The organism is Halopseudomonas phragmitis (genome assembly GCF_002056295.1).
In the GTDB taxonomy this organism is placed as follows: Bacteria; Pseudomonadota; Gammaproteobacteria; order Pseudomonadales; family Pseudomonadaceae; genus Halopseudomonas; species Halopseudomonas phragmitis.
Genome location: NZ_CP020100.1, coordinates 186,896 through 212,670, shown reverse-complemented (window position 1 = coordinate 212,670; position 25,775 = coordinate 186,896). Strand labels below are relative to the sequence as shown.

Sequence of the window (25,775 nt, the reverse complement as noted above, 5' to 3'; positions counted from 1 at the left end):
GATCCACTTCACTGTTGAACTAAACCGCTTCGCGGGGCTGAGTGGTTACGGCCCTTTCAGGGTTCCCGAACCACACTTTTGTTTCCACCCACAGCGTGAGGAAACAAAAGATGACACCGCTCAGGCAAAAAATGATTACCGCCATGCAAGTGCGCGGTTTTTCACCCCGAACCCATCAGTCCTATCTTTATGCCGTGCAGAAGCTAGCCCGGCATTACCGGCAATCACCTGATCAACTTAGCCTGGAACAGGTCAGTGCGTACCTGGAATACCTGGCGTGTGAGCGGCACTTGTCCGCTTCGAGTTGCCGGCAAGCGCTGCATGCCATTCGTTTTCTATTCATGCAGGTGCTCAAGCGCGGGGATCTGGATACACCGATTCCCGTACCGAAGCAGCCGCAACGCATTCCGGAGTTGCTGACGCGGGCCGAAGTGGCCCGGATCCTGGCGGCCTGTCGCAACCACAAGCACCACATGATGCTGGAGGTCTGCTACAGCTGTGGCTTGCGGGTCAGTGAGCTATGCCAACTCAAAGTCAGCAATATTGATAGCCAGCGACACTTGTTGCGTGTCACCCAAGGTAAAGGCGCCAAGGATCGCCCGGTAATTCTGAGCGACACCGTGCTACAGCATCTGCGAGCCTACTGGCAGCACTACCGACCTAGCGACTGGCTGTTCCCCAGTAACCTGATACCTGAGCGCGCCATTCATCCGAGCAGCATCCAGAAAGTCTATTGCCGGGCCAAGGCCAGTGCCGGGGTGTACCGTCAAGGCGGCATACATGGGTTACGCCATGCCTATGCCACGCACCTGCTGGAAGCAGGATTACCCATCCATCAGTTGCAGCATTTGCTGGGCCACAGCGACATTCGAACCACGCTGCGCTATGTCCACTGGCTGCCAGGTCGGACCGAACGCAGCAATGCCGAGACCGACCTGCTGGCTGGCCTGGAGGTGATCCATGGGTAACGAAGCCAGTGTCCAGCAGGCGCTGAGCCAGTTTCTTCAGCCCCAGATGCTGGACGCACAGCGTCAGCGTGTCTGCCGCCACCTGCTGCACTGTCGCACCGCGGCCATGGGTGGTCGACGCTGGCAGTGCAGCGAGTGTCAACACGAGCAGGTGGAATACTTCAGTTGTCGAGACCGCCATTGTCCACAGTGTCAGTGGCGAGCAACCCTGCAGTGGGCCCAACGTCAGCACAGCCATGTGCTGCCGGTGCCCTACCACCATCTGGTGTTCACCCTGCCGCATCAGCTCAACGGCTGGGTGCAGTTGCATCCAGAACTGATCTACCGGCTGCTGTTCAGTACGGTCTGGCGCACGCTGGATCACTTTGCCCATGATCCCAAACGATTGAACGGCCAATTGGGCATGACCGCCGTACTGCATACCTGGGGGCAAACCTTGAGCCAGCATGTGCACTTGCATTGTCTGGTGCCGGCCGGCGCTCTGGATCAGCAGGGCCAGTGGCAAGCGGCCCGCAGCAACTACCTGTTCCCGGTACGGGCGTTATCCCGGCGTTATCGGGGCCTGATGGTCAGTGCCTTGCGCCAGGCGGCAGACCAGCAGCAATTGCGGCGCGTGACACATCCGGGAGAAGTCGGGCATATGCTCAATGCGCTGATGGCGACCGAGTGGGTGGTCTACAGCAAGCCCTGCTTGCAGCACACAACCCGTGTCATCGATTACCTGGCGCGTTACACCCGCCGCATCGCCATCAGCAATGCCCGGGTACTACAGATCGATAGTCAGACGGTCACCTTGAGCTACAAGGACTATCGGCATGGCGCACGACTGCGGCGCATGACCCTGGCTGGTGACGAGTTCGTCCGCCGTTTCCTGCTGCATATCCTGCCCAAGGGGCTGATGCGGGTCAGGCATTACGGTTTTCTGGCCAACCGTTGCCGGCGGGTACGCCTGGGGCAGATACGTAAAGCCCTGGAAAACCCTGCGACTGAAAACGACAGCGCTTGCGCACCGGTCATGACCACAGCGGTTCCGGCACCATGCCAGCAGTGCCAGCGGACGACGCTACGCTGTACTGCCATCTTCGCACCACGCACCGTAAGCGATAGCGGTCGGATGCGACGACGCTGACATCATGGCCAGACCGGGGGATATCGACAGCCCGAGTAACGCAGGCACGGGCAGTGCTGGCCAAGGGCTGGCAATCACCGGGAAATCGCGCTAATTTTGGAGCATACAAGGACCATCAGGCGCCGAATAGGGACAATATGCATAGGCCACTCGACATGCTTCAACGCGACAACCACGACCACCGGGTCGTGACCACCCTCGTCGCCGAATACAAAACCCTATAGATGCTGCACGACCAGCGTGGCGGCTTAGTCCAACAGGCATCTGAGCGGCATGCTGCGCACACCGTTCAAATGCTTACATGTTAGGCAAAGGAACAGCATGAGTATCGTTGAAGGAATCACGCTCTCTATAGCAGTGCTCGGCGCTGTTCTGGGTGTCATGAACACTTGGAAGGCACTCGATAGCTCAAGAGTAAAGCTACGAGTAAGACCAAAACACGCTGTACCTTTTGGTGATGCTGATCCCCGCCTGACGTTCTGTATTGAAATCACTAATCTGAGCTCTTTTGCGATTACGATAGCGGAGGCGGGAGTTTTTTATCGAAATACAAATAAACGAGGTGCTTACGGCAACCCCGTACTGATTGATGGCCAGCCTTGGCCAAGGCGTTTAGAGCCTAGAAGCTCGGTAACCATATACGGACAGCCGCCATTCTCCAGTAACCCGCAGCACACTTTAAAATGTGCATATGCTCGTACTGAGTGTGGCGTAACACGCACAGGTACAAGTCCTGCATTTAAGCAGTTGGCAACATCGCATGCCTAACAATTGCATCAAATTCGTTCCGGCCCTGAAGGGCCTCCACCGGACGGCCTTGTCAGGCCGCCGTTTATGCAGGCGTTAGGCAACAGGGGATTCCTAGTGGAAGCATTTACAATTCTGTTCATCATCGCGGCTGTAGCAGCCGTTTGGGTCTGGGTAAAAAAGTCCCAGAAAAACTCACCAAAACAGGCCGCGAATGAATTAGAGCCGAAGCTAGATCAATACCATCAAGCGATTTCGGCTACGGCACAGCGATTGGTTGAGATCATTAACGAGTCACTGAAGATTGCCAACGAGTCAAAGAATGCTGACACAAAAGTATCGAGGCTAGATGTAGCTAAGAAACGCCTGGAAGAACTTAAAAAACTTTCAGACGAGCATTCATTTATCAAGCTCACTCAGCTTTCAAAAGTTGAGCAATCAATAGCTGATTTAGAGCAAGAATTCCTGCAGGCGCAATATCGGGAGGCCGCTGAAGGAAATATGCGCGGCCAAGAGTTAGAAAAAGAAGGAAATGTAGATGCAGCCATACTTGAATATGAACGGCTGCTAGAAGAAGGGGTCGACACTCCGTTTACATATCGACGGCTTGCAATTATATATTCAAAAAGAAAAGAAACAGATGAAGAACTGCGGGTACTTCGAGCAGCTATCAAAAACATACCAGTTGAGAATAGCACCCACTACAAATGGTTTGCTGAACGATTGGCGAAAAAATAATGATGTTATCTGGAGCGGTAAAGCTGTTGCCTAACAAAGCCATTAAATTCGCTCCCTGCGGTCGCCGGACGCTCATTCCTCGCGCCGTTTATGGCGAGCGTTAGGCAATTCCATGACCGTTTTTGAAGATGACATCGAGCGCTGGATAAAGGAAAACTATGCGGACGTAATGCGAGCAAAACAGGCATTGGAGCCTGTACTCACCATTGAGACCGCGATCAGCATTTCCCGCATTCTGAGAAGTGTCCTTTATCTATCAGAGCGTGACTATGATGCTTTAGCTGTCTATGCGAAGAAGGCCGTCGACGATCCTCGGAACGTCTTGTGGTGGGCAGAGTACGATAATCGAAATATTCAGAAGCGCGATTTCAACAACAGCCTATACAGTCAAGGCAATGGGCTATGACCAGCGAGCCTAACAAGAAAATTATGTACGCGCGTTTCACGCGCCGGACGCCCTCCTGCGTCGGGCGCCGCATATTTTGGCGTTAGGCTTCAGAAGAGACATGGACGAAGCACCTATACCCAACCCGCCATTGAGCGCACGAGAGAGATCGCTGCTCGCGAAGCTCAGCTCGGCAGAACTCGAGGCCATCGATTCGGCGGTGTTGTCTTGTACGCATTCTCGCTGGCGCAAGGCGGCTATGGTGGTCAGCCTGAGTATGGAAACTCTCAGCCAGCAATATCCCGAGTTTTCGGATGTCTTTTATGCTGAGCGCGTGCGTGCACTCGTGGGCTCCGGGAAGCTGGAGTCTCAAGGCAACCTCGCCTACATGCGGTTCAGCGAGGTTCGGCAAACCCATGAAGCCTAACAACACGCTCAACACCGACCGCCCAACCGCTAGCGCGTTTGGGTCCGCACCGCGCGTGCGCGGCGCCGGCGGGTTAGCGTGAGCGTTATGTGTTTCGAGCGCTTCATCATCGAACCACACATCGGATAGCCATTGGGTGGGTAACAAAGAGTAGGTCGAAGTATTATGTCTAATCTCTCCGGTGGTCTTGTACATGAACTGCCTCAAGATTTTGTTGAGGCTTTGAGTAAAAATAAGAAAATTATTGAACTTTGGGAAAGTCTGACACCCATTGCTCGTAATGAATTTATTTGCTGGGTAGAGGATGCGAAACAGGAAAAGACCCGAGTAAAACGGATTGATCGTGCCATTGAGGAACTTCTTGAAGGAAAGAAACAGCCATGTTGCTGGGTAGGTTGCATTCATCGCACTGACAAGAAGCCTGGTAAATGGCAGCAAGAAGTTTTAATCAATAAGAAGCTAAGAAAATAAAGAGTATATGAGTTTGAGAACAACACATAACAAAGTGCAGCAGTTCGCGCCTGGCGGCGCCGGACGTCAGCTGCGCTGCCGCCGCTGTGCACGGCGTTATGTGTCAAGGTGAGTTGCGTGCCATATAAAATGAATGGAAAGCAGTTCGCATCAGTTCTTGCTCTTGATACTTTCGATAGATATGTACACTTCATAGGCAAGATTGCCGACTGGGAGCAATTGTGGGGTGTTAAGAGCGATGAAGGCTGGCTGGTTCCTGTTGCCCCAGAAGGATTCGAATATTTCCCATTGTGGCCACATCCGGATTATGCGCAGAAAATCGCGGATGAAAATTTCCCTGGTCATACTGCCACTGAAATTTCTCTTGAAGATCTACTTGAGCATTGGTTGCCGCTATTCGAGCAAGACAAATTGAAAGTGGCTGTTTTTCCAAATAGAGAATGGACGTTTTGGTGTATTAATCCAACTGATTTAAAGAGCGCAATCACCGATGAATTGGCTAAATACGAGTAAACACATAACAAGTAGCAGCAGCGGAAAAAGCTACGCGCCGCCAATTTTTGGTTCGCTGCGCTCACTTTACCAAAAATTGGCTCTGCTCCGCTTTTCCGCTGTGCAGGGCGTTAGGGTGAAAGCGTGAGCGATTTCGAACTCAACTATCCAGGAGGGCCCTACATACATCGTGGCCTCAAGGAGCAAGAGTTAAGGGAGTTCCTTGGTCGTCTGGACATCAACGTACGTGACGTCGGTACTGGTTGGGTTTGGTACCGCCTGCCCACGTTCTTTGATGGTGAATTAGGCATCGGAATTGAACTGGGTTTTAGTCAAGGAAATTTGAGAGAGCTTACCTTGTTTCATGATGACCCTGTTTATGGGAAGAGCTGGAATGATTGGTCTGAGGAAAAGGAACAGCTTCGCGCAGAAACCACCCGGTCTTGGCTTCAGGCTAAGGGCTTTCAAACAGGCAATCATTCTTGGGGCGAGGTCTGGTCGTACTACGATGCGAAATCCGGGTTTGGCTCTGGCGGGGTCAGGTATGCACCCTAACAATCGGCTGTTGTCGCCCCTTCGGGGCTGGGACGGCCTTTCCGCCGCTTCGCGGCTACAAGTCCGCCCCAAAGCCGGGCGTTAGCTTTTGAGGTATCCATGGAACACGTTTCAACATATTCAGGCATTGCATTGTGCGTAAGCGCGCTGCTTATCACCACCTTTATCAAAGGAAAACCACACTGGGGCGCCGTAAATCTAATAGCCGGCGTTCTACTTATAATGATTTCAGGAATATCATTTGGAATGTTCTCAGATTTATCACTACTTTTCGACTCAATGTTGTCCACGGGCGAAATAGATAAGGCCTCCCACTACGCAGCCAAATCGAATGCAACCGCATGGGGCTTTATCATCTCGGCCATCACGGCTGCAGTTGGAGCAAACATTATTTCCGCATGGTTTCTTGCTGAGCGTCCAAGCTAACAATGCGCTCAACGCCGCTCACTTCGCTCGCTGGACGTCCAAAAGCTGCGCTTTTGGCCGCCCGTTAGCTTAATCGTTAGCTCTAAGGGTAATTATGAGCACTAAAGAAGAATGTCAGTATAAAATGAAGTATGCACGCAACGCTTTCTACTTTAGTGTCGGAGCATTTGGTTTAGCTACTAAACCACCATCAAGTGATTTACTTAAAAACTTCAAATTTGTAGTTCAAGAAAACAATATACATGTGTTAGATGCTGACGAGACTGCCCCAAAAGCGTGGCTTCAATACGAGTTCAGTTTTTCCGATGCTTTACAAAATGATTCAGCGGAGATATTTGTCAAACAGACATTTAATCATATGATTTTGCAGACTTTTGAAGCTGCTTGGAGCTACGCAAAATCTAATAGTTTAAACTCGGAGTTCAGAAATCAGGACTTTTTCTTCTTTTGCCTTCATTTGCGAAATGCAATTGGCCACAACGGGAAGTGGAGTTTCAAGAACGAAAGCCACGAACTGCCAACGACATTCAGAAATAAGGAAATTAATCGCAGTTTAGAAGGAAAGGAAATTGAAGGTTTTATTAATTGGGTTTTTGGGTTGCAGCTTTGTGCAGCAATATCAATATGGGTGTCTCAATCAACACCGTTCAAGAGCTAACAATCGCAGGCACAGGGACAAAATTTCCGCTGCGCTACAATTTTTCCCGTGCTGCGGGCGTTAGAATTTTACAGATTATGGGGAGTTGCTAGTGAGAAGAGGAAGATACTATCTTGGCCGAGTTATAAAAATAAATCTTGATCAAGAAAGGTTGATGGATGCTATTGCCAACTCCCCTATAGTGTCTATCGGAAAGTTTGATTGGACGATAACGGATGTGGTCGACAATAGAAGTGAATAAACTCCTTATATCTTTGGCAAGCTCTCTAAGTATGCAAAGGAAGGGCATGCTACGGTAATTGATGAAATCAGCCGCTCTCAGGTTGATGCAGATGTACCAAACCTCCTTGAAGCCAGTTCTTCATTTATATATCTGCCGGAGTATTCGGGCGTTGCATTTTTGCATGTATGGAATGGCATTCAAGAAGATGTATTTCCAAGAAGATTCAAGTCTATAATTGAGGCTGCCTTTGACGGTTTCTTCGTGGCTTGCGATGTGGAACCAGTATCAGACTACCGCGCTTTTACTTCACGCCTCAAGAAGTTGAGTTATTTCACAGAATTTTCGGCAACAGTTCACCCTCCAAACCCTCTTTTTGGAAGGTTATGGGGAAGCTTAAACGATTACATCGAAAGTCGAAACGCATCCGAAGTAACAGTCAAGGAGCAGACTTCTAAGGCAAAAGGTTTGAAGTCTAGAATTATCGAACTAATGGATCAAATAATGGATGCGCCAGAATACGAACCAGATGAGCCGCCTGCAATTGGGGATGCTGCAATTCTGATGGCTGCCGATGGGTATGGCAGGGGTAAAGTAGTTGGAATAGAAAATGGTGATGAAGTCGTGATCAAGACGAGTGATACACAAAAAAGCTTCCTTCACGACAAAGAGCCAATTCCTGAAGAGCTTGCGGTAAAGGCGAAAAGTCAGTTCGAAAAGATTTCAAAAGAGCGGGATATGAAGCACTGATGAAGGCGCTCTATTTTTTGCGAGTATATTTTGTCAGCTACGAGTTCGCATTTCTCGTTTTGTGTTTGGCTGGATATATGCTTTCGCAACAATTTCTCTCAGCCCATTTTCCGTTGTCAACTCTAAATGAGGATGCGATTAAATGGGCAATGATCTTTCCTGCTGGAATCGCAGGCTGGACTTTTAAAGAGGGAGTGGCAGTTCTTTTTCCAAGTGATAAGAACGAGAAGGCTTTGCATGAATGGCCGGATTACTGGAGGCTTAAGGTTCATTTTGATGTCGGCATAACAAATAGTATATTGTTTACTATTCCGTGCTTTGCTGTTTGGATTATGAGCGCATTAAATACGTTGGTTGGGGCCTGGGTGTTTGTCGGTTTCGCTGGTGCATTATCAGTAAATGCTTTCAGTTTCTACACTGCGAAAATACATTTGAAAAGTGCTTTAATTCGTCTAGATGACAGCAATGATTCTAACAATCGCGTCAATTAGGACGCTTGCAAGCTCGCGCCTATTACGCGGGCGTTAGCCATATACCCAGCGAAGGCTCCTATGGAAAAGAAGTTTCAGATATTCGTCAGCTCGACCTACGAGGATCTCAAAGATGAACGAAACGAGATCATTAAGGCGGTGCTAGAGATGGGGCATATTCCAGTCGGAATGGAAATGTTCAGCGCTGCAGACGAAGAACAGTGGAAAGTAATCGCGCGAACGATCGATTCGGTTGACTACTATGCGGTGGTTGTCGCGCATCGATACGGTTCAGTCACGAGCGAAGGAATTAGTTACACAGAGAAGGAGTTCGATTACGCATCAAGCAAAGGTGTGCCCGTTCTCGGATTTGTCATAGACGACGTAGCTCCATGGCCATCCACAAGAACCGAGAGTGACAGCAAGAAGCTTAAGAAGCTCGCGGCATTCAAGACCAAAGTAAAGGCCAGACTGGTTCAGTTCTGGAGTAACAGAGACGACCTGCGTGGGAAGTTTTCTGTGGCCTTAATGAAGTCCATCATCAACACACCGCGCACTGGATGGGTTCGTGCCGATGAGGTCGCAGGGCCGCTTGTCACCAAAGAACTGACCCGCTTGAGCAGTGAAAATGCCGCCTTGCGAGACCAAGTCGATTCGATGAAAAAGGCCGTCACCGAAAGCGAAAATGCGGTTGGAAGGGCTATGAGAGTTCTTGCCAAGAACGAAGTACGGTTTCAACTTCGAAAGACCGCAAATTGGAAAGAGGCCGATAGATATACGCTTTCGCTCGCTGATATCTTTGGTTACGTGGCGCCAAATTTAATTGATGAAAATTCATCGCTTGGTGTCGCCCAGGATTTAGCGCTCAAGGTGCTTAGAGGGCCGAAATATTTCAAGAACTGGCCAATTGGGAAGAATCAAACGGCAGAAATAATTGCTGATTTCGCTGCCCTTGATCTTGTGGAGCCGTCCAAGAAGAAGCACCAAGTCAGCGACACAAATACATATTGGTCTCTCACCAAGCTAGGGAAAAAGCTCCTGCAAGAGTTTCGCAAGGTGAAGTTGGAAGAGGGGCTGGCCGAACTGCCAGAGCAATCCGATGCGACAAATGGCTAACCCATCATTCCACCGGACCTGCGCGAAAAGCCGCGCAGGCCGGTGAATTCAGACGTTACATGCCAGCCCGACAGCGCACCAACCAGATAGAGAAAGGGAAGCTTAAAGATGCCGTTTAGACCAATGCCAAACTTTCGGCGTAATATCCGAGGCGTGATCTACCCACTCACAGAAGCGATTCGACGACTGTATGGCAGTAGACCATCCGATGGCGCCTATCCGTTGGGCGCGTTTTACCCAGTTAATGTCAGCTCATCAGTCTGGAACTCTGCTGGAGGAATTTGGTACGTACCCCAGTCTGAAGCCGATCTCAATGAGAGAAACCCTCGTGAAGAATCCGTGCTCGCCTTTATGGAGAGCATTTCGTCTGGTGCCTCCGTAGAGCTGCCCAGCGGTGTATTGGTGACCTGGGAAATGATGCCAGCCTCCGAGGCAAGTTCGCTGCCAGAGCTTTAGTCATGAGCTTGCATGTAACAATCGCAGCCACAGGGACAGAATTTCCGCTGCGCTACAACTCTGCCCGTGCTGCGGGCGTGACATTTTCTAAGGAGATCAAGCATGGATGACAGAAAGTCCACGATAAGCTTTCTTGGCATCGGGGTTGGAGCGGTAGCTTTAATGCTCGCGCTGGTTCACTTTTGGGCTGGCCCATTCTCTCCTAAGCCATCTTTAGAGCAGGTCGTAGCAGAGAAAGCAGTATCGATACGCGAAGCCACTGTGGCAGCGTTGAAGGGAGAGGTGGCTTATAGCCATTCGTCGAAAAATTACGACACTGACTGGGTTGTCAGCCTAGCCACTGCGATTCTGGGTGGGATGGCAGTGATACTGGCGGTTATGGGAGTTGCATTGAAGGAACCGGTTCGTGTGGCTGGAGGCGCAGCGGTTCTCGGTGTTGCGGCAATAGCATTTCAGTTCGCAGTATTGGCGCTCGCCGCGCTTGTGGTGGTAATCCTTGTATCAGCAGTGCTTGGGGCCCTAGGTGTTGGCTAGGGAAAATGTAACAAGCCAGTCAACTTCGCGCCTGCGGCGCCGGACGGCCTACACTTCGCTTGCGCTCCGTTTCGTCCGCCGGGTACTGAGTCGTTAAATACCTAGAGGGAACCATGTCAGCGATCGCCAAAACTCCTGAACCTCCATACTTCGCGGTGATTTTCAGCAGTCAGCGTACGGAGGGTGATGACGGGTACTCTGAAATGGCTGAACGGATGGTGGAACTGGCGTCAGAGCAACCCGGTTTTCTGGGCATTGAGTCTGCTAGAGAGGGCGTTGGTATCACGGTGTCGTACTGGGCGAGCCTTGAGGCAATCACTAACTGGAAGAAGAATGCTGAGCATCGAGAAGCTCAGCGGCTTGGCTATCAGCAATGGTACTCAAGTTTTCGGGTTCGAGTGGCCAAGGTCGAGCGTGAGTACGGCATTTAACCAGCGGTCAACCGGACCGGTTTTACGCTGTCGCACCAAAATCCAGGCTGCCGCATACAAGGAGTTAAATTTATGGCAAATATTGAGCATGTCCAGTACGTGAATGTTCCCCCTGCACTCGTTTACCAAGCGTTGACGACGGCGAGCGGGTTGGCTGAGGTCTGGACCCAGGATTTACAGTTCTCTGCTGAAATTGATGCGGTTAATGAGTTTCGGTTCGGCGACGAGCGTCCGACGAAGATGAAAATTACAGCGCTGATACCCGATACCAGAATGACCTGGCATTGTGTCGATTCAGACCCTGAGTGGATTGGGACTAACGTCAGTTTCGAGCTAAATGATATGGGCAACAAGACAGCTGTCACCCTGCGGCATACAGACTGGCGTGAAGTCACCGAGTTTTACCGGTTCTGTAATTATAATTGGGCGATTTTTCTGTTGAGCCTTAAGCAATACTGTGAAGGTGGGGCGGGCATTCATTACCAGGCGCGTAAATTTTAGCCTGGCAATGGCTTCAACTGGGGTCGTGAACCTCCCCGCTAAAGTGAATACCCGCCTCACAACCAGAGCCGCTCAGGGTTGAGGGCGGTTGGGGTATTTAGTAATCTCCAGCGCATCGTGCTGCGGTGCTGGACTGGCCGCATGCTGCCCGCCTGAGTCGCGGGTATTTTTTTGACACACGGAGGTGGGGAGTTCAATGCCTTTTTTTATTCTCTCAGTGCTGATGCAGGTGGCGCTTGTTATTCATGTTGTGAAAACGGGTCGCAATACAACATGGATATGGATAATCGTGATGCTGCCACTGGCCGGGGCTATCGCTTATTTGATTCTTGAGGTTCTTCCTGGGGCTTCCAATAGCCGTACTGGGAAAAAGGCGGCGAGAAAGGTTCAGGACATCATAAATCCAGACAGGGATATCAACCGGGCGGCTAGTGACTATTCCGCAGCCGACACCGTGCAAAATTCTATGGAGCTGGCCAGGCAGTGCCTGAATCGGAATATGTTCCAGGAGGCAAAAAGCTTATATCAGAAATGTCTGAAAGGGCCTTATGCCAACGATCCCGATTTGATGTTTGGCTTGGCGAGTGCGGAGTTTGGGCTGAATGATTTCGCGGCTACCAGGCAAACGCTGGACCGGCTGATTGCGGAGAATCCTGGCTACAAGAATCAAGATGCTCATCTGTTGTACGCCAGGGCGCTGGAAGGGCTGGGTGACAGGGCTGCTGCTCAGCACGAGTATGAGACGCTTTATACCTATTTCACCGGGCCACAGGCCATGTTCCATTTTGCGCTGTTTCTCAAAGGCCAGGGTGAAACCGCCAGGGCTAAGGCCTTGTTCTCAGAGGTCATTGAGAAATCGAAGAGGTCTGGCAGGCACTTCAATGAGCTGTACAAGGATTACATCAATAAAGCGAAGGCTGAGCTGTCCGGTTAATCGCGGCTAAGGAGCGGGCATGATTATTCGCGTGTTGCTGGCGGTTGTCTTTCTACTTCATGACAGAAGTCGCCATGTCTGAGCATTACGTACAGCTAGTACCCGTTGATGCGCATTTCATCCCCGGCTTGGCGGCGCAGCAGGCGGTTGTGGCGTTGTTGCGTGAGCTTTGGCCGCAGGTTGGCGAGATTGACTGCGAGGTGGCAGAGCAGGTTGTCTATCGCGATTGCGGTGAGAATTTCGAGCGCGTTGGTTGCCCGCACTGTGGCGCCGAGCTGGATATTGCCGCCTGGCATGCACTGATGGATGCCGATTATTGTGAGCAAAGCGGTGGTTTTACGCTGGCGTCGCAGACTCTGTCCTGCTGCGCCGCAGTGGCGACAGTCAATGAGCTGGACTATGCCTGGCCTCAGGCGTTCAGCCGGTTTGCCGTGATCGCTCAGGCGCCTGGCGGTTTGTTGGAGCCGGCACTGCTGACGCAGTTGGAGGCCTTGTTGGGCTGCCCGTTGCGGGTGATCTACCGGATGTGTTGAGCCGGTCTGCCCTGTGGGCATGCCCATGGGAATCAAGTTACGAGATCAGGGAAGTCGAGAGTGCCAATCATGTTGACAAAATTCCCCTGTGCGCTGCTGTTTGCTGCGACCACTGCCAGTCTTACAGCCGCCGCAAGTCTGCCGCCAACGCCAATTGAGCAGGCGCCATTGCCGCACAGTGCGGTGGTGGTGTTCGATATCGACGGGACGCTGACGCCGCACAATCTGTTTGTGCATGAGGCCAGACCGGGAGCGGCCGAGGTGGTTAATAGCTATGCCGCGCGGGGTTATCAGGTGATCTATGTGAGCACCCGCGTTCCGTTGTTTCAGTCTGGTTTGACGGCCTGGCTGCACAAGCATGGTTTCGCGCCGGGGCCTGTGCATGTGGCGCAGAGCTCTGCCGAACGTCGTGATCCGGTCGGGTTCAAGGCGGCGATCCTGCAGGGTTACCAACAAGCTGGCTGGACCTTGAGTTACGCCTATGGCGATTCCGCTACCGACTTCAGTGCCTACGAGCGAGCCGGGATTGCTCCGCAGCGGGTTTTTGCATTGAAGCGCCGTTTTTCCCGGCACTGCCAGCCGGGCGTCTATCGTACCTGTCTGGATGGTTGGGGCGCTCATCTGACGTTCGTCGAGCATGAGGTGCCATTGCAGACGACGCTGCAAAAGGCTGCGGGTATGGCGCGGACCCCGGCCGGGCCGGTTCACTAGCCTGTTGCTAAATAGAGGTTGAGATGATCGTTCCCCGTTACTGGTCCGAGGCAACCCAGCACACACGACACGCCGGGCGTTCGTTCACGCTCAAGCGATTTGGCTGGTCGGATGTCAGTGAGCAGGCGGCGCAGGCGCATGCTCTGGAGCGGGTTCAGGCGGCCCTGAGTACATTGCAGGCTGAAGGGGATGTGCGCCGGGTAGATCACAAGATTGCCTATAACGGTGCCGAGGGCCTGCCGATTCGTGAGGAGGTGGTGGAGCAGCACGGTGACGTGGTGATCTCGCGCAACAGTTACGGGGCGCTGTGTCTGAACACTCCCGATGTGTTGTTTGCCGATGTCGATTTCGACTCGCGGCCTGGGCGAGGCCTGAGTCTGATGGTGTTTGCTGCTGTGCTCGGGGTGTCGCTGTTGCTGGCCATGCTCACGGGAATGGGCTGGCTGTTGGCGTTGGGAACTGTCGTGGCGTTGTTGTGCGGTGGGCTTGTTGCACGCCGCTTGCGGGCGCTTTGGGTCCGTTTGCAGGGCGGGGTGGAGGCGCTGGCGTTGGCCCGAATTGCGGCGGTGGTACAACGGCATCCGGAGCTTAATCTGCGCATTTACCGCACGCCCCTGGGGTTGCGGGTACTGGCGATGAATGCCACTTATGCGCCTGCCAGTGACAAGGCGCAGGCGCTGCTGGCTGAGCTGGGATCTGATCCGGTTTATACCCGGATGTGCCGTAATCAGCAATGTTTCCGCGCTCGCGTCAGCCCCAAGCCGTGGCGTATCGGGGTCGAGCGGATGACGGTCACTGGCAGTTGGCCGGTTAAGCCTGAACGCCTGGCCGCGCGTCGTGCTTGGGTGGCCGCTTATGAGCGCCAGGCACTGGCCTATGCGGCCTGTCGCTTCGTCACCGAAATGGGCAGCCGCCAGGTGACGCCACGGGCCGAGCAGGTGCGCCGCCTGCATGACGGTTTGTGCCGGGTGCATGACAGCCGTCTGGAACTGGCTTGATGACGACCTGCGCAGAGCCGCCGGTGCTGGTACTGTTACCGGGTATGGATGGCAGCGGTGACTTGTTTGCGCCGCTGACAGCGGTATTGGGCGATCAGTGTGAGCTTTTGGTTATGCGCTATCCGCCGGACCAGCCCCTGGGTTATGCAGCGTTGACGCAGTGGGTGCGAGCGCATCTGCCTGAGGGGCGCGCTTTTGTACTGCTGGGTGAGTCGTTCTCTGGGCCGCTGGCAATCTCGCTGGCGGCGCAGCAACCACCGGGATTGTGCGCTTTGGTGTTGTGCGTCAGTTTTACCCGCAATCCCCGGCCAGGGTTGTGGGCTCTGCGCTGGCTGTTGCCGCTACTGCCGTTCAAGGCGTTACCTGCGTGGCTGCTGTCTGCCGTGCTGTTGGGGCGCTTTGCCAACCCGGCCTTGCGGCAGGCTCTTGCCCAGGCGCTTGAACCGGTCCATGAGCGGGTGCTGCGGGCGCGGGCTGAGGCGATTCTAAGGGTCAATGTTGACCAGGAGCTGGCTCAGGTAGACGTGCCAATATTGTATTTGCGTGGTGATCATGACCGGTTGGTGCCGGGCCGTGTCAGCCAACGGCTGACGCGTATTCAGCCGGCCTTGCAGGTGGTTGGGATACAGGCGCCGCATTGCCTGCTGCAGGTGGCGCCGGCCGAAGCTGCTGCCGCCCTGGAAGATTTTTTGCGCACAGTGCTTGCACCTTCATCTGCTACCATGGCCGACCTCTGATACTCAGCCGGCTGTTGCTGCCGAGACTGCCTGGAGTTGTCGTGCCACTGTCTGATTCCAATACCGCCAGCATTGTTTGTGCAGCCAATCCCCTGCGCGAGATCTATCGCGACCAGTGGTTGCTGGTAGTGCATAAGCCGGCGGGCCTGTTGCTGCATCGCAGCCCTATCGACCGCCATGAAACCGAGTTCGCGTTGCAGTACGCACGGGCCTTGAATGGCGGCGAGCATGTTTATCCGGTACATCGGCTGGATCGGCCAACCTCGGGGCTGCTGGTCTTTGCCCGCGACCCAGAGACCGCCAGCATCCTGGGCAAGGCGCTGATGGCCGGAGAGGTGAGCAAGACCTATCTGGCACTGGTGCGCGGCTGGACACCGGAGGCGGGGGAGATCGATCACCCGCTGCGTGAACAGGCCACCGACCGGCGCTGCAAGGATGAGCCGCAGCCACTGCGTGAAGCCTTTACCCGTTACCGGCGCCTGGCAACGACAGAAATTCCGGTGACGATCGAGCGTTATCCGGCCAGCCGCTATAGTCTGGTCGCGCTTTATCCGCAGACCGGGCGCAAGCATCAACTGCGCCGCCACATGCAGCACATCAGTCATCCGATCATCGGCGATACCAACTATGGCCGGACCCGCCACAATCACTATTTTGCCGAGCGCTTTGGTGGCAGTCGGCTGATGCTGGCTGCTACCGGGATGTGTTTTCGCCACCCGCACACGAGTCAGCGGCTGGAACTGCACGCAGCCCCTGAGGCCAGCTTTATGCAGGTGCTGTCGATCTTTACCGAGCCTTTGCCGTCGTTTGCTGAGCTGTAGGCTTTAGCTGTTCTCTTTAAGCCGCAAGGGTGTTTTTGGGTTTATTTGTTACGTTATAACAATTATTATGCTGCCCCGGTGCCATGCACCAGGTTTCGTCAGTAACCGGATGACATGTGGGGAGCATGTAGATGAACAAGACACCTTTGGCCTGGGCGGTTGCCCTGGCTACTTTGGCCAGCCCTGTGGCGCTGGCTGCCAATACCTCGGCCCTGAGCCTGCCGGATACGACCATCAGTGCCAGTGCGCTGAACAGTCGGGCGGTAGATATGATCACCCCAGCGGCCGTTTTGCAGGGTGAGGAGTGGTTCCGGCTGCGCGAAACCAATCTGGGTGACAGTCTGGAAAGCGTGCCTGGTGTGCGCGCCAGCGGATTTGGTGCCGGCGTCAGCCGCCCGGTGATCCGTGGCCTGGATGGTGCCCGGGTGCGGGTCCTGAGCGATGGGGTGGATGTGCTGGACGCTTCGACCACCAGCCCGGATCACGCGGTGACCGCCGATACCCTGCTGCTGGAGCGGGTTGAGGTGCTCAAGGGGCCGGCCACTTTGCTGTACGGTGGTGGGGCGATTGGCGGGGTGGTCAACCTGATTGACCGCCGGGTGCCGACCTATGTGCCGGAGGCCGGCATTGAAGGTGATCTGGAACTGCGTGGCAACACGGTGGCGGATGAGCGGGCGGGCGCTGTGGGCCTGACCATGGGCGCCGGACAATTTGCCGGGCGGATCGAGGCCAGCAAGAGCAAGGCTGATCCTTACCGTATCCCTGGCCACCATTCGCGTCAGGATGGCTCGTTCAATGATACCGACTCGGCCTCGTTGGGGCTGAGCTGGGTGACTGATCGCGGCTACGTTGGCCTGGCTTACAGCCGCCAGAACCGTGAGTACGGTCTGTTGGCCCATGAGCATGCCGACTGCCATACCCATGGCCCGCGTGACTGGCATTGCGGCGGCCATGATCATGACCATCACGACGACCATGATGATCATGACGACCACGATGATCACGACGACCACGACCACGACCACGACCACGACCACGACCACGACCACGACCACGACCACGACCATGGCAAGGCGCGGATCGATATGCAGCAACGGCGCTGGGACCTGCGCGCTGACTACCGTGATCCCTTTGCCGGGTTTGAGCGCCTGCGGGTGCGCATGGCGCATACCGACTACAAGCACAAGGAGCTGGAAGGGCACGAAGTGGGTACCCGGTTCGACAATCGGGGGAGCGAGGCTCGTGTCGAGCTGACCCATGCACCGCTGGCCGGCTGGCGCGGGGTGGTAGGTGGCCAGTTGTCGCGGCGTGATTTTGCTGCGGTAGGTGAAGAGGCCTATGTGCCGCCGACCCTGACCCACAACCGGGCGCTGTTCCTGCTTGAAGAGTATCAGTGGAACGACTGGCGCTATGAACTTGGCCTGCGCCATGAGTGGCAGGAAGTGGACGTCAAGCGCAGCAGTGAGGATGCCCGGCATCGCGGCAATTCATTGTCGGCCGGGGCGACCTGGCAGTTCCAGCCCGATTATGCGCTGTATGGCTCGCTGTCGCGTTCGCAGCGTCTGCCGACCGCTGAGGAGCTGTATGCCAATGGTCCGCATGCAGCCACCCGCACTATCGAGCTGGGCAACCCGGATCTGGACAAGGAGACTGCCTACAACGCCGAGCTGGGTTTGCGTCGTCTGACCGGCCCCTGGACCTTTGATGTCAGTGCGTATCGCAATCAGGTGTCAGACTACATCTACGCTGCCGATACCGGTCATGAGCCGGGTGCCGGCTACCGTGAGGTGGAATACCGTCAGGCCGATGCCGTACTGCGCGGTGTGGAAGGTAGTGTGCGTTGGCAGGCCACCAACAGTCTGGGGCTGACCCTGTTCGGTGACCATGTGCGTGGCAAGCTGAAGTCGGGCGGTGATCTGCCGCGGATTCCGGCTGATCGCTACGGTCTGCGCCTGGATCAGGCCTTTACTTCAAGCCTGTCCGGTCAGCTTGAAAGCTACCGGGTCCAGCGCCAGAACCGGACCGCCGAGTATGAAACCGATACCTCGGGCTACACCATGCTCAACGCCGGGCTGAACTACCGGGGGCAGGTCAACCAGGGCTCCAGCTACCTGCTGTTTGTCCGTGGTAACAACCTGCTGAACGAAAAGGCTCGTCAGCACAGCTCCTTTATCAAGGATGAAGTGCTGCTGCCGGGGCGGAATATGACGCTGGGCGTTCGCTACAGCTTCTAAACCGCATACCTCGCGTTGTGCTCCAGGCTCCGGGCTGCAAGACTGGTTATTCCAGTTTGCGGTCCGGAGCCTTTTTTATGTTCAAACTCTGTTTCTATGTACCTGATTCCCATCTGGAGGCGGTCAAGCAGGCGGTGTTCGCCGCCGGTGGTGGACGTATCGGCGACTACGATCAGTGCTGCTGGCAGGTCAGGGGGTTGGGGCAGTTCCGGCCGCTGGCCGGCAGCAATCCGTTTCTGGGCCGCCAGGGTGACGTTGAGCAGGTTGAGGAGTGGCGGGTTGAGCTGGTCTGCGCCGATGAGCTGATCAGGGCGGTGGTGGCTGCGCTGAGGCAGGCGCATCCCTATGAAGAACCTGCCTATGATGTGTGGCGTTTGAGTGATCTGCAGGCGTTGCCGTAAGGCTCTCAAGGTCATGGCGAGGAGCGCAGCGACGTGGTGATCCATGCGTGTGCATGGATCACCACGCGGCTGCGTCGCTCGTGATGGCAGGACGTTATTTCTCGAACGGCACCGGTTGCGGGGTGTCGTTGTTTGATGGGGGCAGCAGCGGGATGGTGAAGCTGGGCTGCTCGCCGGTCAGGGTCTTGAGAAATGCGGTCATGTTGTCGATGTCTTCCAGTGCCAGCTCGCGGCCGAGTTGCAGTTTGGCCATCAGGTCAACGGCTTCCTCCAGCTTCCAGTAGGCACCGTCGTGGAAGTAGGGGTAGGTCAGCTCGACGTTGCGCAGGGTGGGGACCTTGAACGAGAAGCGGTCGGCATCGTTGCCGGTTACCGCAACCCGGCCCTCGGAAGGGTTGTCGGTAATGTAGGGCTGGACGATCCCCATGCGCTGGAACGAGGTGCCGCCCAGGCCCGGACCATTGTGACAGGCGGTGCAGCCGATTTCCTTGAAGGTGTTGTAGCCGGCTAGCTCCTGCTGGGTCAGGGCGCTGTCGTCACCCTTGAGCCACAGGTCGAAGCGTGAGTTGGGAGTGACCAGGGTTTCCTCGAAGACGGCGATGGCGTCGGTGACCCGCTCCAGGGTGATGTCCTCGTCGCCATAGATGCTGGCGAACTCGGCCCGGTATTGCGGAATCGAGCGCAGTACGTCCAGCGCCAGAACGTGGTTGGAGGCCATTTCCATCGGGTTGGCGATCGGGCCGGCGGCCTGTTCCTGCAAGGTGGCGGCGCGGCCATCCCAGAACTGGGCGACGTTAAGGTTGGAGTTGAGGACGGTTGGCGAGTTGATCGGGCCTTCCTGCCAGTTGTGGCCAATGGAGGTCGGCAGGTTGTCGCTGCCGCCCATGCTCAGGTTGTGGCACGAGTTGCAGGAAATGAAGCCCGAACGCGATAGCCGTGGGTCGAAGAACAGTTTCTTGCCCAGCTCGACCTTTTCAGGTTCGGTGATGACCGCAGGTTCGATCGGCTGCACCGGCTCGGTCGATAGGCGATCGGCCAGCGCAGGCATGGCCAGGGTAGTGGCCAGCAGTGTGCTCACTAGCTTGATATTCATCAGGTAACTCCTCATCCGGACAGGTTGGCGCATGCTGCACAAGGCATGACTTTTTATGCCTTTAGTGTCACCTGTCGGGTAAACGAGGGTTTTGACTCATATCAATGTGGGTTGGTGGCTCAGGGGCGGATATCGACCAGGGTGCCGTCAGGAACCAGATCCCAGAGCTCTTTCATGTCGCTGTTTTGCAGGGCGATGCAGCCATCTGTCCAGTCCAGACCCTTGTAGAACCACTCGGGGAACTCGTCATTGATTGGCGTGCCGTGAATCATGATCATGCCGCCGGGGTCGACGCCGCGATCCCAGGCGGCCATGCGGTCCTTGAGGTTGGGGTAGTCGACGTGCATGCTCAGGTTGAACTGCGGGCTTTCATGCCGCCAGTCGATGGTATAGACACCCTCGGGTGTGCGCTGATCGCCCTTTTGCTGCTTGTGCCCGACCGGGTAGCGGCCGAGTGAGACCCGGTACTGGCGAATGGTCTCGCCCTGGCTGATCACTTCCAGTCGGCGCTCGGACTTGAGGATCAGGATCTTGTCGATCGGAGGAACGTCGGCCTGGGTGCTCAGGCAGGCCAGTGACAGCAGCAGGGCAAGGAACAGGCGGGGCATTGTTACGACCTTTTTCCGGGGTTGTAGCGAATGTCCTGAACGTGGACCGGGTAGTTGTGCTGCTGCCGGTCGACAAAGAACTGGCGCAGGGTTTTGCCTACGGTAGGGAAGGCTAACTGCTCCCAGGGGATCTCTGACTCATCGAACAGTTTGACTTCGAGGCTTTCTTCGCCGGCGGCGAAGTCCAGATCGCTCAGCTCGGCACGAAAGAACATGTAGACCTGATTGATATGTGGCAGGTTGAACAGCATGTAGAGCTGTTCGGCATGGACTCGGGCGCGAGCCTCTTCCCAGGTTTCGCGCAGGGCCGCCTCAATCGTGGTTTCACCATTCTCCATGAAGCCGGCCGGCAAGGTCCAGAAGCCCCGGCGCGGTTCGATGGCGCGCCGGCACAGCAGTACTTGTTGCTGGTATACCGCCAGGCAGCCGGCGACGATCCGCGGGTTCTGGTAATGCACCGTGGCGCAGGTGTCGCAGACGTAGCGCAGCCGGTCATCGCCTTCCGGGATGCGCTGGCTGACGGGTTGGCCGCATTGGCTGCAAAATCTCATGATAAGTGAACAGACCCTGACGATATCACGCTCGTTGTTTTGTCCTATCTTGCGGCCCATTTGCCGGTTGGGCAACTGGTTCCCGCCGGGGGATCATGCCATCATTGGGAAAAATGCTTTGAGGTGGTTTGCATGCTGGACCTGATGCGCAGTCGAGTGCTCGACTACCAACCCCGGCAGATCGATGTGGTCGGTCTCCCCGAGGCCGGGGTCCTGATACCTGTCACTTGTGTGCACGAACAACCGGAAATCATTCTGACGGTACGCTCCCAGCGTCTGTCTACCCACTCCGGCGAGGTGGCTTTTCCTGGTGGCCGTCGGGACCCGGGGGATGTCGATCTGTGCTACACCGCCCTGCGTGAAGCGCACGAGGAAATCGGCCTGCTGCCGGAGCTGGTCGACGTGGTCGGCCCTATGGGCAGCCTGGTGTCGCGCTACGGAATCAAGGTCACGCCCTATGTCGGGATCGTGCCTGAGGTGTTCGACCTGGCGCCCAACAGCGGTGAAATCGAGGAAGTGTTCCGGGTGCCGGTCGAGTTTTTCCTTGAGGACCAGCGCGAAATGACCCATCGCATCGATTACGAAGGGCGGAGCTGGTATGTGCCCAGCTACCGCTTCCAGGGGCACAAGATTTGGGGGCTGACGGCGCTGATGCTGGTCGAGTTGATGAACGTGGCCTTCGATGCACGGATCCCTTTGCATACCCCCTATGATAAAGAACGCTGATTGAGGAGTCGTGATGAAATACAGCCTGGGTAATGATCGGGTCGAAATGGCCGAGGACGCCTGGATCGCTGAGACTGCCGCCGTGATTGGCAAGGTTTCGCTGGCCGCCGGTGCCAACGTCTGGTTTGGCGCGGTGGTGCGTGGCGATGTCGAGCGGATCGTGATCGGTGAGCACAGCAATGTGCAGGATGGCGCTGTGCTGCATGCCGATCACGGCATCCCGTTGGTGTTGGGCAAGGGCATTACCGTTGGCCACAATGCCATGCTGCACGGCTGCGATGTTGGCGACTACAGCCTGATCGGCATCAATGCGGTGGTGCTCAACGGCGCCAAGATCGGCAAGCATTGCATCATCGGCGCCAACAGCCTGATCCCGGAGGGCAAGGAAATTCCTGATGGTTCGCTGGTGATGGGCTCGCCGGGCAAGGTGGTCAAGCAGTTGAGCGAGGCGCAGAAGAAGATGCTGGAAGCCAGTGCGGCGCATTACGTCATGAATGCCCGGCGTTTCCGCGATGAGCTCAAGGTGCAGGTCGACTGAGTCATGACAACGCCCGTCCCTTCGCCCTGTGTCTCTGTCTGTATGCTTGATGAGCAGGATATCTGCACCGGCTGCCAGCGCAGCGGTCAGGAAATCATTCAATGGGGACGGATGAGTGACGCCGAGCGGCGCGCGGTGCTGGCGCGTTGCGAGCAGCGCGCTCGGGATCAGGGGCTGCTGTTCGAGCCTGCTTCACAACAAGGAACATCGGTATGACGCAAATTGGAACGCCACTGGCCGCCGGGGCCACGCGGGTATTGCTGCTGGGCTCGGGCGAGCTGGGCAAGGAAGTGGTGATCGAGCTGCAGCGCCTGGGCTGCGAGGTGATCGCGGTGGATCGCTACGCCAATGCTCCGGCTATGCAGGTCGCCCACCGCCATCATGTGATCAATATGCTCGATGGCCGCCTGTTGCGTGAGGTGATCGAGTCTGAGCAGCCCGACTATATCGTGCCGGAGATCGAGGCCATTGCCACGCCGGTGCTGCTGGAGCTGGAACAGGAAGGTTATACCGTGATCCCGACCGCCAAGGCGGCCTGGTTGACCATGGACCGGGAAGGTATCCGCCGTCTGGCCGCCGAGGAGCTGGGGTTGCCGACCTCGCCGTACCGGTTTGCCGACAGCCTGGAAGACTACCAGCGGGCGATCCGCGAGATTGGCTTGCCGTGTGTGGTCAAGCCGGTGATGAGTTCGTCGGGCAAGGGCCAGAGTCTGGTGCGCACGGCCGATCAGGTGGAGCCAGCCTGGGATTATGCCCAGGCGGGTGGCCGGGCCGGCCAGGGGCGGGTGATCGTCGAGGGCTTTGTCGATTTTGATTACGAGATCACACTGCTGACCGTGCGCCATGCCGGTGGCACCAGTTTCTGCGCGCCTATTGGTCATCGTCAGGAAGCCGGCGATTACCAGGAGTCCTGGCAGCCGCAGGCCATGAGCGAGGCTGCTCTGGCCGAGTCGCAACGGGTGGCCCGGGCGGTGACTGATGCTCTGGGTGGGCGCGGGGTGTTTGGAGTCGAGCTGTTCATCAAGGGTGATCAGGTCTGGTTCAGCGAGGTGTCGCCGCGCCCGCACGATACCGGGCTGGTCACGCTGATTTCCCAGGATCTGTCCGAGTTTGCCCTGCATGCCAGGGCGATCCTCGGCTTGCCAGTACCGGCGATTCGTCAGTTCGGCCCGGCCGCCTCGGCGGTGATTCTGGTCAATGGCCAGTCGCAGGATGTGCGTTTTGGCAATCTGGAACGGGCATTGAGTGAGGCGGATACCCAGTTGCGTCTGTTCGGCAAGCCTGAGGTCGATGGGCAGCGGCGCATGGGGGTGGCGCTGGCGCTGGATGCGGATATTGAAACGGCACGGGCCAAGGCGCTGCGCGCGGCCAATGCTGTCGAGGTCAAGCTCTGAGCCGCTGGTGGTATCTGGCTGCACCGGCACTACCGCTGCTGCTGCCGCAGGCCTTGTGGGTCAAACGCACGGCCTTGCGCCTGCCGGATGCGGCGCAGCCCTGGCAGGGTTGCGAGCAGCCGGAAGGCGTCTGGAATGTTGAGCCGCTGCGCTTGTTGCTGGTCGGTGAGTCGACCGTGGCCGGGGTTGGTGTGGATTCACAGGCTGAAGCTCTGGCCGGTCAATTGGCCCGGCAGTTGGCGCAGGCTACCGGGCGTGCCGTCGAGTGGCGGGCCTGTGGCCGTAACGGTGTGCGGGCTGCTGAGTGTCGCAGTGAGTTGCTGCCGGCTGTGAGTGGTCAGCGCTGGGATCTGGTGGTGCTGGTGCTGGGCGTCAACGACACTACGCATTTGACCCCGCGCTGGCGCTGGCGGACTGAAGTGTCCGCGCTGATCACTGCCTTGGGTGCCAGCGGTGCTCAGGTGCTGGTCAGCGCGGTGCCTCCCCTGGGGCAGTTCCGGGCTTTGCCGCAGCCGCTGCGGGCCTGGTTCGGCTTGCGTGCTGGCCTGCTGGATGCTGATCTGCGCCGGTTGGTGGCGCATAGCGGAGCGGCTTACTGCACGCTGGATATCCCCTTTCAGGCACATTACCTGGCCCGTGATGGCTATCACCCGTCCGCCGAAGGCTATCGCCTGTGGGCGGGCTCAATAGTGCGTCAATGGCTGGCGCTTGAGTCCTGATTGCCTGTTGCGGCGGTGTTGACCTGGGGATCCAGGGTTCGCTGCCAGACCCGCACGCTTTTGACCATATTGTCCTTGGTTTGCAGGATTTCCATCCGGTAGGGGCCGATACTCAGGCACACGCTGGTTTCCGGAATACTTTCCAGCTGCTCGGTAATCAGGCCATTGAGGGTCTTGGGGCCGTCGGCCGGCAATTTCCACTGTAGGTGGCGGTTGATGTCGCGGATCGAGCTGGCGGCGTCGATCACGTAGCTGCCGTCGGACTGCGGGTGGATATCCTGGCTGGGCAGCAGCATATCGGTGGTGAATTCGCCGACGATCTCTTCAAGAATATCTTCCAGGGTGACCAGACCAATCACGTCTCCGTATTCGTCGACCACGATGGCGATCCGGCGCTTCTGTTTCTGGAAGTTGAACAGTTGGGTGTGCAGTGGCGTGCTTTCAGGAATGAAATAGGGGTCCTTGCAGGCGCCGACCAAAGCGTCCTTGGTCAGCTCTCCGCGGCTGAGCAGACGGGCGATCGAGCGCATGTGGACTATGCCAGTGACGTGGTTGATGTCGCCCTGGTAGACCGGCAGCCGGGTGTGATGACAGTTGCGCAACTGGTTGATGATTGTGTCGATGTCGTCTTCCATATCGATGCCCACGGCTTCGTTGCGCGGCACCATGATGTCGTTGACCGTCATCTTTTCCAGATCGAGGATGCCCAGCAGCATGTTCTGGCGGCTGCGGGTGATGCCCAGTCCGGCCTCACGCACTACGGTGCGCAGTTCTTCGGTGCTGAGCTGGTCGCCGTCGGCGGCGTTAGGGTTGACCCCGAGCAGGCGCAGTAACTGATTGCTGATGGCGTTGCAGACCCAGACGATGGGATACAGCACCTTCTGTAGCACGGCCAGAATGATGCTGACCGGAAAGGCGATCAGCTCGGGGCGCAGGGCGGCCAGGGTCTTGGGGGTAATCTCGCCGAAGATCAGAATGACGATGGTCAGGCCAAAGGTGGCAATCGCGATTCCGGCCTCGCCCCAGATCTGCACTGCGACCACGGTGGCGATCGAGGCGGCCAGGATGTTGACGATGTTGTTGCCAACCAGAATGGTGCCCAGCAGTCGGTCCGGGCGCTCCAGCAGCCGGGAGGCGCGCCGGGCCGCTTTATTGCCTTCCTTGCTCAGGTGCTTCAACCGGTAGCGGTTGAGGCTCATCATGCTGGTCTCGGAGCTGGAAAAGAACGCCGAGAGGATGATCAGCAGGCCCAGCAGAATCAGCAGTGTGCCTGTGTGGGTATCGTTCAAGGTCGGGCCTCGGA

General features: G+C 56.3%; 34 protein-coding genes. 30 read left to right on the top strand and 4 right to left on the bottom strand.

Features of this window, described 5'->3' with window-relative positions; all coding sequences use genetic code 11:
* The first annotated feature begins 110 nt into the window (after positions 1-110).
* From BVH74_RS00940 to BVH74_RS00840, 25 genes are all read left to right on the top strand, one after another.
* On the top strand, positions 111-968 hold the full coding sequence (locus BVH74_RS00940) for a tyrosine-type recombinase/integrase (protein ID WP_080048277.1): 858 nt from the start codon (positions 111-113) through the stop codon (positions 966-968).
* Positions 961-2,097: an IS91 family transposase gene (locus tag BVH74_RS00935; RefSeq protein ID WP_080048276.1), complete on the top strand. Its 1,137-nt coding sequence runs from the start codon at positions 961-963 to the stop codon at positions 2,095-2,097. Before BVH74_RS00940 ends, BVH74_RS00935 begins: the two co-directional genes overlap by 8 nt.
* 321 nt (positions 2,098-2,418) lie before the next feature.
* Positions 2,419-2,865, top strand: a complete 447-nt coding sequence (locus BVH74_RS18720; RefSeq protein ID WP_155121675.1) for a hypothetical protein — start codon at positions 2,419-2,421, stop codon at positions 2,863-2,865.
* 96 nt (positions 2,866-2,961) lie between these two features.
* Positions 2,962-3,582 carry a tetratricopeptide repeat protein gene (locus BVH74_RS00930; protein ID WP_155121674.1) on the top strand — a complete coding sequence of 207 codons (621 nt, stop codon included), beginning with the start codon at positions 2,962-2,964 and terminating at the stop codon, positions 3,580-3,582.
* A gap of 112 nt (positions 3,583-3,694) precedes the next feature.
* Complete coding sequence (locus BVH74_RS00925; protein ID WP_080048274.1) at positions 3,695-3,988, top strand: hypothetical protein; 294 nt, start codon at positions 3,695-3,697, stop codon at positions 3,986-3,988.
* 100 nt (positions 3,989-4,088) lie between these two features.
* A complete protein-coding gene (locus BVH74_RS00920) occupies positions 4,089-4,394 on the top strand; it encodes a DUF3658 domain-containing protein (protein WP_080048273.1) in 306 nt (101 codons plus the stop codon).
* A 165-nt stretch (positions 4,395-4,559) separates the two neighbouring features.
* Positions 4,560-4,865 carry a YdeI/OmpD-associated family protein gene (locus BVH74_RS00915; RefSeq protein WP_177344499.1) on the top strand — a complete coding sequence of 102 codons (306 nt, stop codon included), beginning with the start codon at positions 4,560-4,562 and terminating at the stop codon, positions 4,863-4,865.
* Between the two features lie 117 nt (positions 4,866-4,982).
* Positions 4,983-5,378, top strand: a complete 396-nt coding sequence (locus tag BVH74_RS00910) for a DUF2750 domain-containing protein (RefSeq protein ID WP_155121673.1) — start codon at positions 4,983-4,985, stop codon at positions 5,376-5,378.
* Between the two features lie 123 nt (positions 5,379-5,501).
* On the top strand, positions 5,502-5,912 hold the full coding sequence (locus BVH74_RS18715) for a hypothetical protein (RefSeq protein WP_155121672.1): 411 nt from the start codon (positions 5,502-5,504) through the stop codon (positions 5,910-5,912).
* 99 nt (positions 5,913-6,011) lie between these two features.
* Positions 6,012-6,338 (top strand): hypothetical protein, encoded by a 327-nt coding sequence (locus BVH74_RS18710; RefSeq protein WP_155121671.1) that lies wholly within the window; start codon positions 6,012-6,014, stop codon positions 6,336-6,338.
* 94 nt (positions 6,339-6,432) lie between these two features.
* Positions 6,433-6,996, top strand: coding sequence for a hypothetical protein (locus BVH74_RS18705; RefSeq protein ID WP_155121670.1), 564 nt, complete (start codon positions 6,433-6,435; stop codon positions 6,994-6,996).
* A 400-nt stretch (positions 6,997-7,396) separates the two neighbouring features.
* Positions 7,397-7,966: a hypothetical protein gene (locus tag BVH74_RS18700; RefSeq protein WP_155121669.1), complete on the top strand. Its 570-nt coding sequence runs from the start codon at positions 7,397-7,399 to the stop codon at positions 7,964-7,966.
* The gene (locus BVH74_RS00900) at positions 7,966-8,457 is read left to right on the top strand and encodes a hypothetical protein (protein WP_080048269.1); all 492 of its coding nucleotides are present in this window, start codon (positions 7,966-7,968) and stop codon (positions 8,455-8,457) included. Before BVH74_RS18700 ends, BVH74_RS00900 begins: the two co-directional genes overlap by 1 nt.
* 60 nt (positions 8,458-8,517) lie before the next feature.
* Positions 8,518-9,552, top strand: coding sequence for a DUF4062 domain-containing protein (locus BVH74_RS00895; protein WP_080048268.1), 1,035 nt, complete (start codon positions 8,518-8,520; stop codon positions 9,550-9,552).
* 558 nt (positions 9,553-10,110) lie between these two features.
* Entirely contained in the window at positions 10,111-10,542 is a 432-nt protein-coding gene (gene yidI / locus BVH74_RS00890) for an inner membrane protein YidI (protein ID WP_080048267.1), read from the top strand.
* Positions 10,543-10,655: 113 nt separating this feature from the next.
* On the top strand, positions 10,656-10,973 hold the full coding sequence (locus BVH74_RS00885; RefSeq protein WP_080048266.1) for an antibiotic biosynthesis monooxygenase family protein: 318 nt from the start codon (positions 10,656-10,658) through the stop codon (positions 10,971-10,973).
* A 72-nt stretch (positions 10,974-11,045) separates the two neighbouring features.
* Complete coding sequence (locus BVH74_RS00880; RefSeq protein WP_080048265.1) at positions 11,046-11,474, top strand: SRPBCC family protein; 429 nt, start codon at positions 11,046-11,048, stop codon at positions 11,472-11,474.
* A gap of 196 nt (positions 11,475-11,670) precedes the next feature.
* Complete coding sequence (locus tag BVH74_RS00875) at positions 11,671-12,408, top strand: tetratricopeptide repeat protein (RefSeq protein ID WP_080048264.1); 738 nt, start codon at positions 11,671-11,673, stop codon at positions 12,406-12,408.
* Positions 12,409-12,482: 74 nt separating this feature from the next.
* A complete protein-coding gene (locus BVH74_RS00870; protein WP_155121668.1) occupies positions 12,483-12,941 on the top strand; it encodes a hypothetical protein in 459 nt (152 codons plus the stop codon).
* 69 nt (positions 12,942-13,010) lie between these two features.
* Positions 13,011-13,652, top strand: coding sequence for an LNS2 domain-containing protein (locus BVH74_RS00865; RefSeq protein ID WP_080048262.1), 642 nt, complete (start codon positions 13,011-13,013; stop codon positions 13,650-13,652).
* A 23-nt stretch (positions 13,653-13,675) separates the two neighbouring features.
* Positions 13,676-14,650 carry a hypothetical protein gene (locus tag BVH74_RS00860; RefSeq protein WP_080048261.1) on the top strand — a complete coding sequence of 325 codons (975 nt, stop codon included), beginning with the start codon at positions 13,676-13,678 and terminating at the stop codon, positions 14,648-14,650.
* Positions 14,650-15,387 carry an alpha/beta fold hydrolase gene (locus BVH74_RS00855; protein WP_080048260.1) on the top strand — a complete coding sequence of 246 codons (738 nt, stop codon included), beginning with the start codon at positions 14,650-14,652 and terminating at the stop codon, positions 15,385-15,387. The genes BVH74_RS00860 and BVH74_RS00855 overlap by 1 nt, the downstream gene beginning before the upstream one ends.
* 41 nt (positions 15,388-15,428) lie before the next feature.
* Positions 15,429-16,208, top strand: a complete 780-nt coding sequence (locus tag BVH74_RS00850) for a pseudouridine synthase (RefSeq protein ID WP_218189159.1) — start codon at positions 15,429-15,431, stop codon at positions 16,206-16,208.
* Between the two features lie 131 nt (positions 16,209-16,339).
* On the top strand, positions 16,340-18,442 hold the full coding sequence (locus BVH74_RS00845) for a TonB-dependent receptor (protein WP_080048259.1): 2,103 nt from the start codon (positions 16,340-16,342) through the stop codon (positions 18,440-18,442).
* 77 nt (positions 18,443-18,519) lie between these two features.
* Positions 18,520-18,843 carry a YqfO family protein gene (locus BVH74_RS00840; RefSeq protein WP_080048258.1) on the top strand — a complete coding sequence of 108 codons (324 nt, stop codon included), beginning with the start codon at positions 18,520-18,522 and terminating at the stop codon, positions 18,841-18,843.
* A gap of 94 nt (positions 18,844-18,937) precedes the next feature.
* Here BVH74_RS00840 and BVH74_RS00835 read toward each other — a convergent pair whose 3' ends face one another.
* The 3 genes from BVH74_RS00835 to BVH74_RS00825 all read right to left on the bottom strand — a co-directional run bounded on the left by BVH74_RS00835 (position 18,938) and on the right by BVH74_RS00825 (position 21,095).
* Entirely contained in the window at positions 18,938-19,891 is a 954-nt protein-coding gene (locus BVH74_RS00835; RefSeq protein WP_205890260.1) for a cytochrome-c peroxidase, read from the bottom strand.
* Between the two features lie 164 nt (positions 19,892-20,055).
* Positions 20,056-20,544: a L,D-transpeptidase family protein gene (locus BVH74_RS00830; protein ID WP_080048256.1), complete on the bottom strand. Its 489-nt coding sequence runs from the start codon at positions 20,542-20,544 to the stop codon at positions 20,056-20,058.
* A gap of 2 nt (positions 20,545-20,546) precedes the next feature.
* Positions 20,547-21,095, bottom strand: coding sequence for an NUDIX hydrolase (locus tag BVH74_RS00825; protein WP_080051573.1), 549 nt, complete (start codon positions 21,093-21,095; stop codon positions 20,547-20,549).
* Between the two features lie 132 nt (positions 21,096-21,227).
* On the opposite strand from BVH74_RS00825, the gene BVH74_RS00820 reads away from it, so the two are divergent.
* From BVH74_RS00820 to BVH74_RS00800, 5 genes are read left to right on the top strand one after another with little or no spacing between them, the layout of a single operon-like run.
* The gene (locus BVH74_RS00820; RefSeq protein WP_080048255.1) at positions 21,228-21,821 is read left to right on the top strand and encodes an NUDIX hydrolase; all 594 of its coding nucleotides are present in this window, start codon (positions 21,228-21,230) and stop codon (positions 21,819-21,821) included.
* Positions 21,822-21,834: 13 nt separating this feature from the next.
* Positions 21,835-22,359, top strand: a complete 525-nt coding sequence (locus BVH74_RS00815) for a gamma carbonic anhydrase family protein (RefSeq protein WP_080048254.1) — start codon at positions 21,835-21,837, stop codon at positions 22,357-22,359.
* 3 nt (positions 22,360-22,362) lie between these two features.
* Positions 22,363-22,575 carry a DUF1289 domain-containing protein gene (locus BVH74_RS00810; RefSeq protein ID WP_080048253.1) on the top strand — a complete coding sequence of 71 codons (213 nt, stop codon included), beginning with the start codon at positions 22,363-22,365 and terminating at the stop codon, positions 22,573-22,575.
* Positions 22,572-23,753 carry a formate-dependent phosphoribosylglycinamide formyltransferase gene (gene purT, locus BVH74_RS00805; RefSeq protein ID WP_080048252.1) on the top strand — a complete coding sequence of 394 codons (1,182 nt, stop codon included), beginning with the start codon at positions 22,572-22,574 and terminating at the stop codon, positions 23,751-23,753. Before BVH74_RS00810 ends, purT begins: the two co-directional genes overlap by 4 nt.
* Positions 23,754-23,806: 53 nt before the next feature.
* Positions 23,807-24,472 carry an SGNH/GDSL hydrolase family protein gene (locus BVH74_RS00800; RefSeq protein WP_231705552.1) on the top strand — a complete coding sequence of 222 codons (666 nt, stop codon included), beginning with the start codon at positions 23,807-23,809 and terminating at the stop codon, positions 24,470-24,472.
* Here the strand turns inward: BVH74_RS00800 and BVH74_RS00795 are convergent.
* Positions 24,448-25,761: an HlyC/CorC family transporter gene (locus BVH74_RS00795; protein ID WP_080048250.1), complete on the bottom strand. Its 1,314-nt coding sequence runs from the start codon at positions 25,759-25,761 to the stop codon at positions 24,448-24,450. The genes BVH74_RS00800 and BVH74_RS00795 overlap by 25 nt on opposite strands.
* Positions 25,762-25,775: the final 14 nt, after the last annotated feature.

Bases quoted from the DNA above. Each gene is read 5' to 3' on its own strand.
- BVH74_RS00940 (WP_080048277.1), top strand. From the start codon at position 111: ATGACACCGCTCAGGCAAAAAATGATTACCGCCATGCAAGTGCGCGGT.
- BVH74_RS00935 (WP_080048276.1), top strand. From the start codon at position 961: ATGGGTAACGAAGCCAGTGTCCAGCAGGCGCTGAGCCAGTTTCTTCAG.
- BVH74_RS18720 (WP_155121675.1), top strand. From the start codon at position 2,419: ATGAGTATCGTTGAAGGAATCACGCTCTCTATAGCAGTGCTCGGCGCT.
- BVH74_RS00925 (WP_080048274.1), top strand. From the start codon at position 3,695: ATGACCGTTTTTGAAGATGACATCGAGCGCTGGATAAAGGAAAACTAT.
- BVH74_RS00920 (WP_080048273.1), top strand. From the start codon at position 4,089: ATGGACGAAGCACCTATACCCAACCCGCCATTGAGCGCACGAGAGAGA.
- BVH74_RS00915 (WP_177344499.1), top strand. From the start codon at position 4,560: ATGTCTAATCTCTCCGGTGGTCTTGTACATGAACTGCCTCAAGATTTT.
- BVH74_RS18710 (WP_155121671.1), top strand. From the start codon at position 6,012: ATGGAACACGTTTCAACATATTCAGGCATTGCATTGTGCGTAAGCGCG.
- BVH74_RS18705 (WP_155121670.1), top strand. From the start codon at position 6,433: ATGAGCACTAAAGAAGAATGTCAGTATAAAATGAAGTATGCACGCAAC.
- BVH74_RS00900 (WP_080048269.1), top strand. From the start codon at position 7,966: ATGAAGGCGCTCTATTTTTTGCGAGTATATTTTGTCAGCTACGAGTTC.
- BVH74_RS00895 (WP_080048268.1), top strand. From the start codon at position 8,518: ATGGAAAAGAAGTTTCAGATATTCGTCAGCTCGACCTACGAGGATCTC.
- yidI (WP_080048267.1), top strand. From the start codon at position 10,111: ATGGATGACAGAAAGTCCACGATAAGCTTTCTTGGCATCGGGGTTGGA.
- BVH74_RS00885 (WP_080048266.1), top strand. From the start codon at position 10,656: ATGTCAGCGATCGCCAAAACTCCTGAACCTCCATACTTCGCGGTGATT.
- BVH74_RS00880 (WP_080048265.1), top strand. From the start codon at position 11,046: ATGGCAAATATTGAGCATGTCCAGTACGTGAATGTTCCCCCTGCACTC.
- BVH74_RS00875 (WP_080048264.1), top strand. From the start codon at position 11,671: ATGCCTTTTTTTATTCTCTCAGTGCTGATGCAGGTGGCGCTTGTTATT.
- BVH74_RS00870 (WP_155121668.1), top strand. From the start codon at position 12,483: ATGTCTGAGCATTACGTACAGCTAGTACCCGTTGATGCGCATTTCATC.
- BVH74_RS00865 (WP_080048262.1), top strand. From the start codon at position 13,011: ATGTTGACAAAATTCCCCTGTGCGCTGCTGTTTGCTGCGACCACTGCC.
- BVH74_RS00860 (WP_080048261.1), top strand. From the start codon at position 13,676: ATGATCGTTCCCCGTTACTGGTCCGAGGCAACCCAGCACACACGACAC.
- BVH74_RS00855 (WP_080048260.1), top strand. From the start codon at position 14,650: ATGACGACCTGCGCAGAGCCGCCGGTGCTGGTACTGTTACCGGGTATG.
- BVH74_RS00845 (WP_080048259.1), top strand. From the start codon at position 16,340: ATGAACAAGACACCTTTGGCCTGGGCGGTTGCCCTGGCTACTTTGGCC.
- BVH74_RS00840 (WP_080048258.1), top strand. From the start codon at position 18,520: ATGTTCAAACTCTGTTTCTATGTACCTGATTCCCATCTGGAGGCGGTC.
- BVH74_RS00835 (WP_205890260.1), bottom strand. From the start codon at position 19,891: ATGCCTGCGCTGGCCGATCGCCTATCGACCGAGCCGGTGCAGCCGATC.
- BVH74_RS00830 (WP_080048256.1), bottom strand. From the start codon at position 20,544: ATGCCCCGCCTGTTCCTTGCCCTGCTGCTGTCACTGGCCTGCCTGAGC.
- BVH74_RS00825 (WP_080051573.1), bottom strand. From the start codon at position 21,095: ATGAGATTTTGCAGCCAATGCGGCCAACCCGTCAGCCAGCGCATCCCG.
- BVH74_RS00820 (WP_080048255.1), top strand. From the start codon at position 21,228: ATGCTGGACCTGATGCGCAGTCGAGTGCTCGACTACCAACCCCGGCAG.
- BVH74_RS00815 (WP_080048254.1), top strand. From the start codon at position 21,835: ATGAAATACAGCCTGGGTAATGATCGGGTCGAAATGGCCGAGGACGCC.
- BVH74_RS00810 (WP_080048253.1), top strand. From the start codon at position 22,363: ATGACAACGCCCGTCCCTTCGCCCTGTGTCTCTGTCTGTATGCTTGAT.
- purT (WP_080048252.1), top strand. From the start codon at position 22,572: ATGACGCAAATTGGAACGCCACTGGCCGCCGGGGCCACGCGGGTATTG.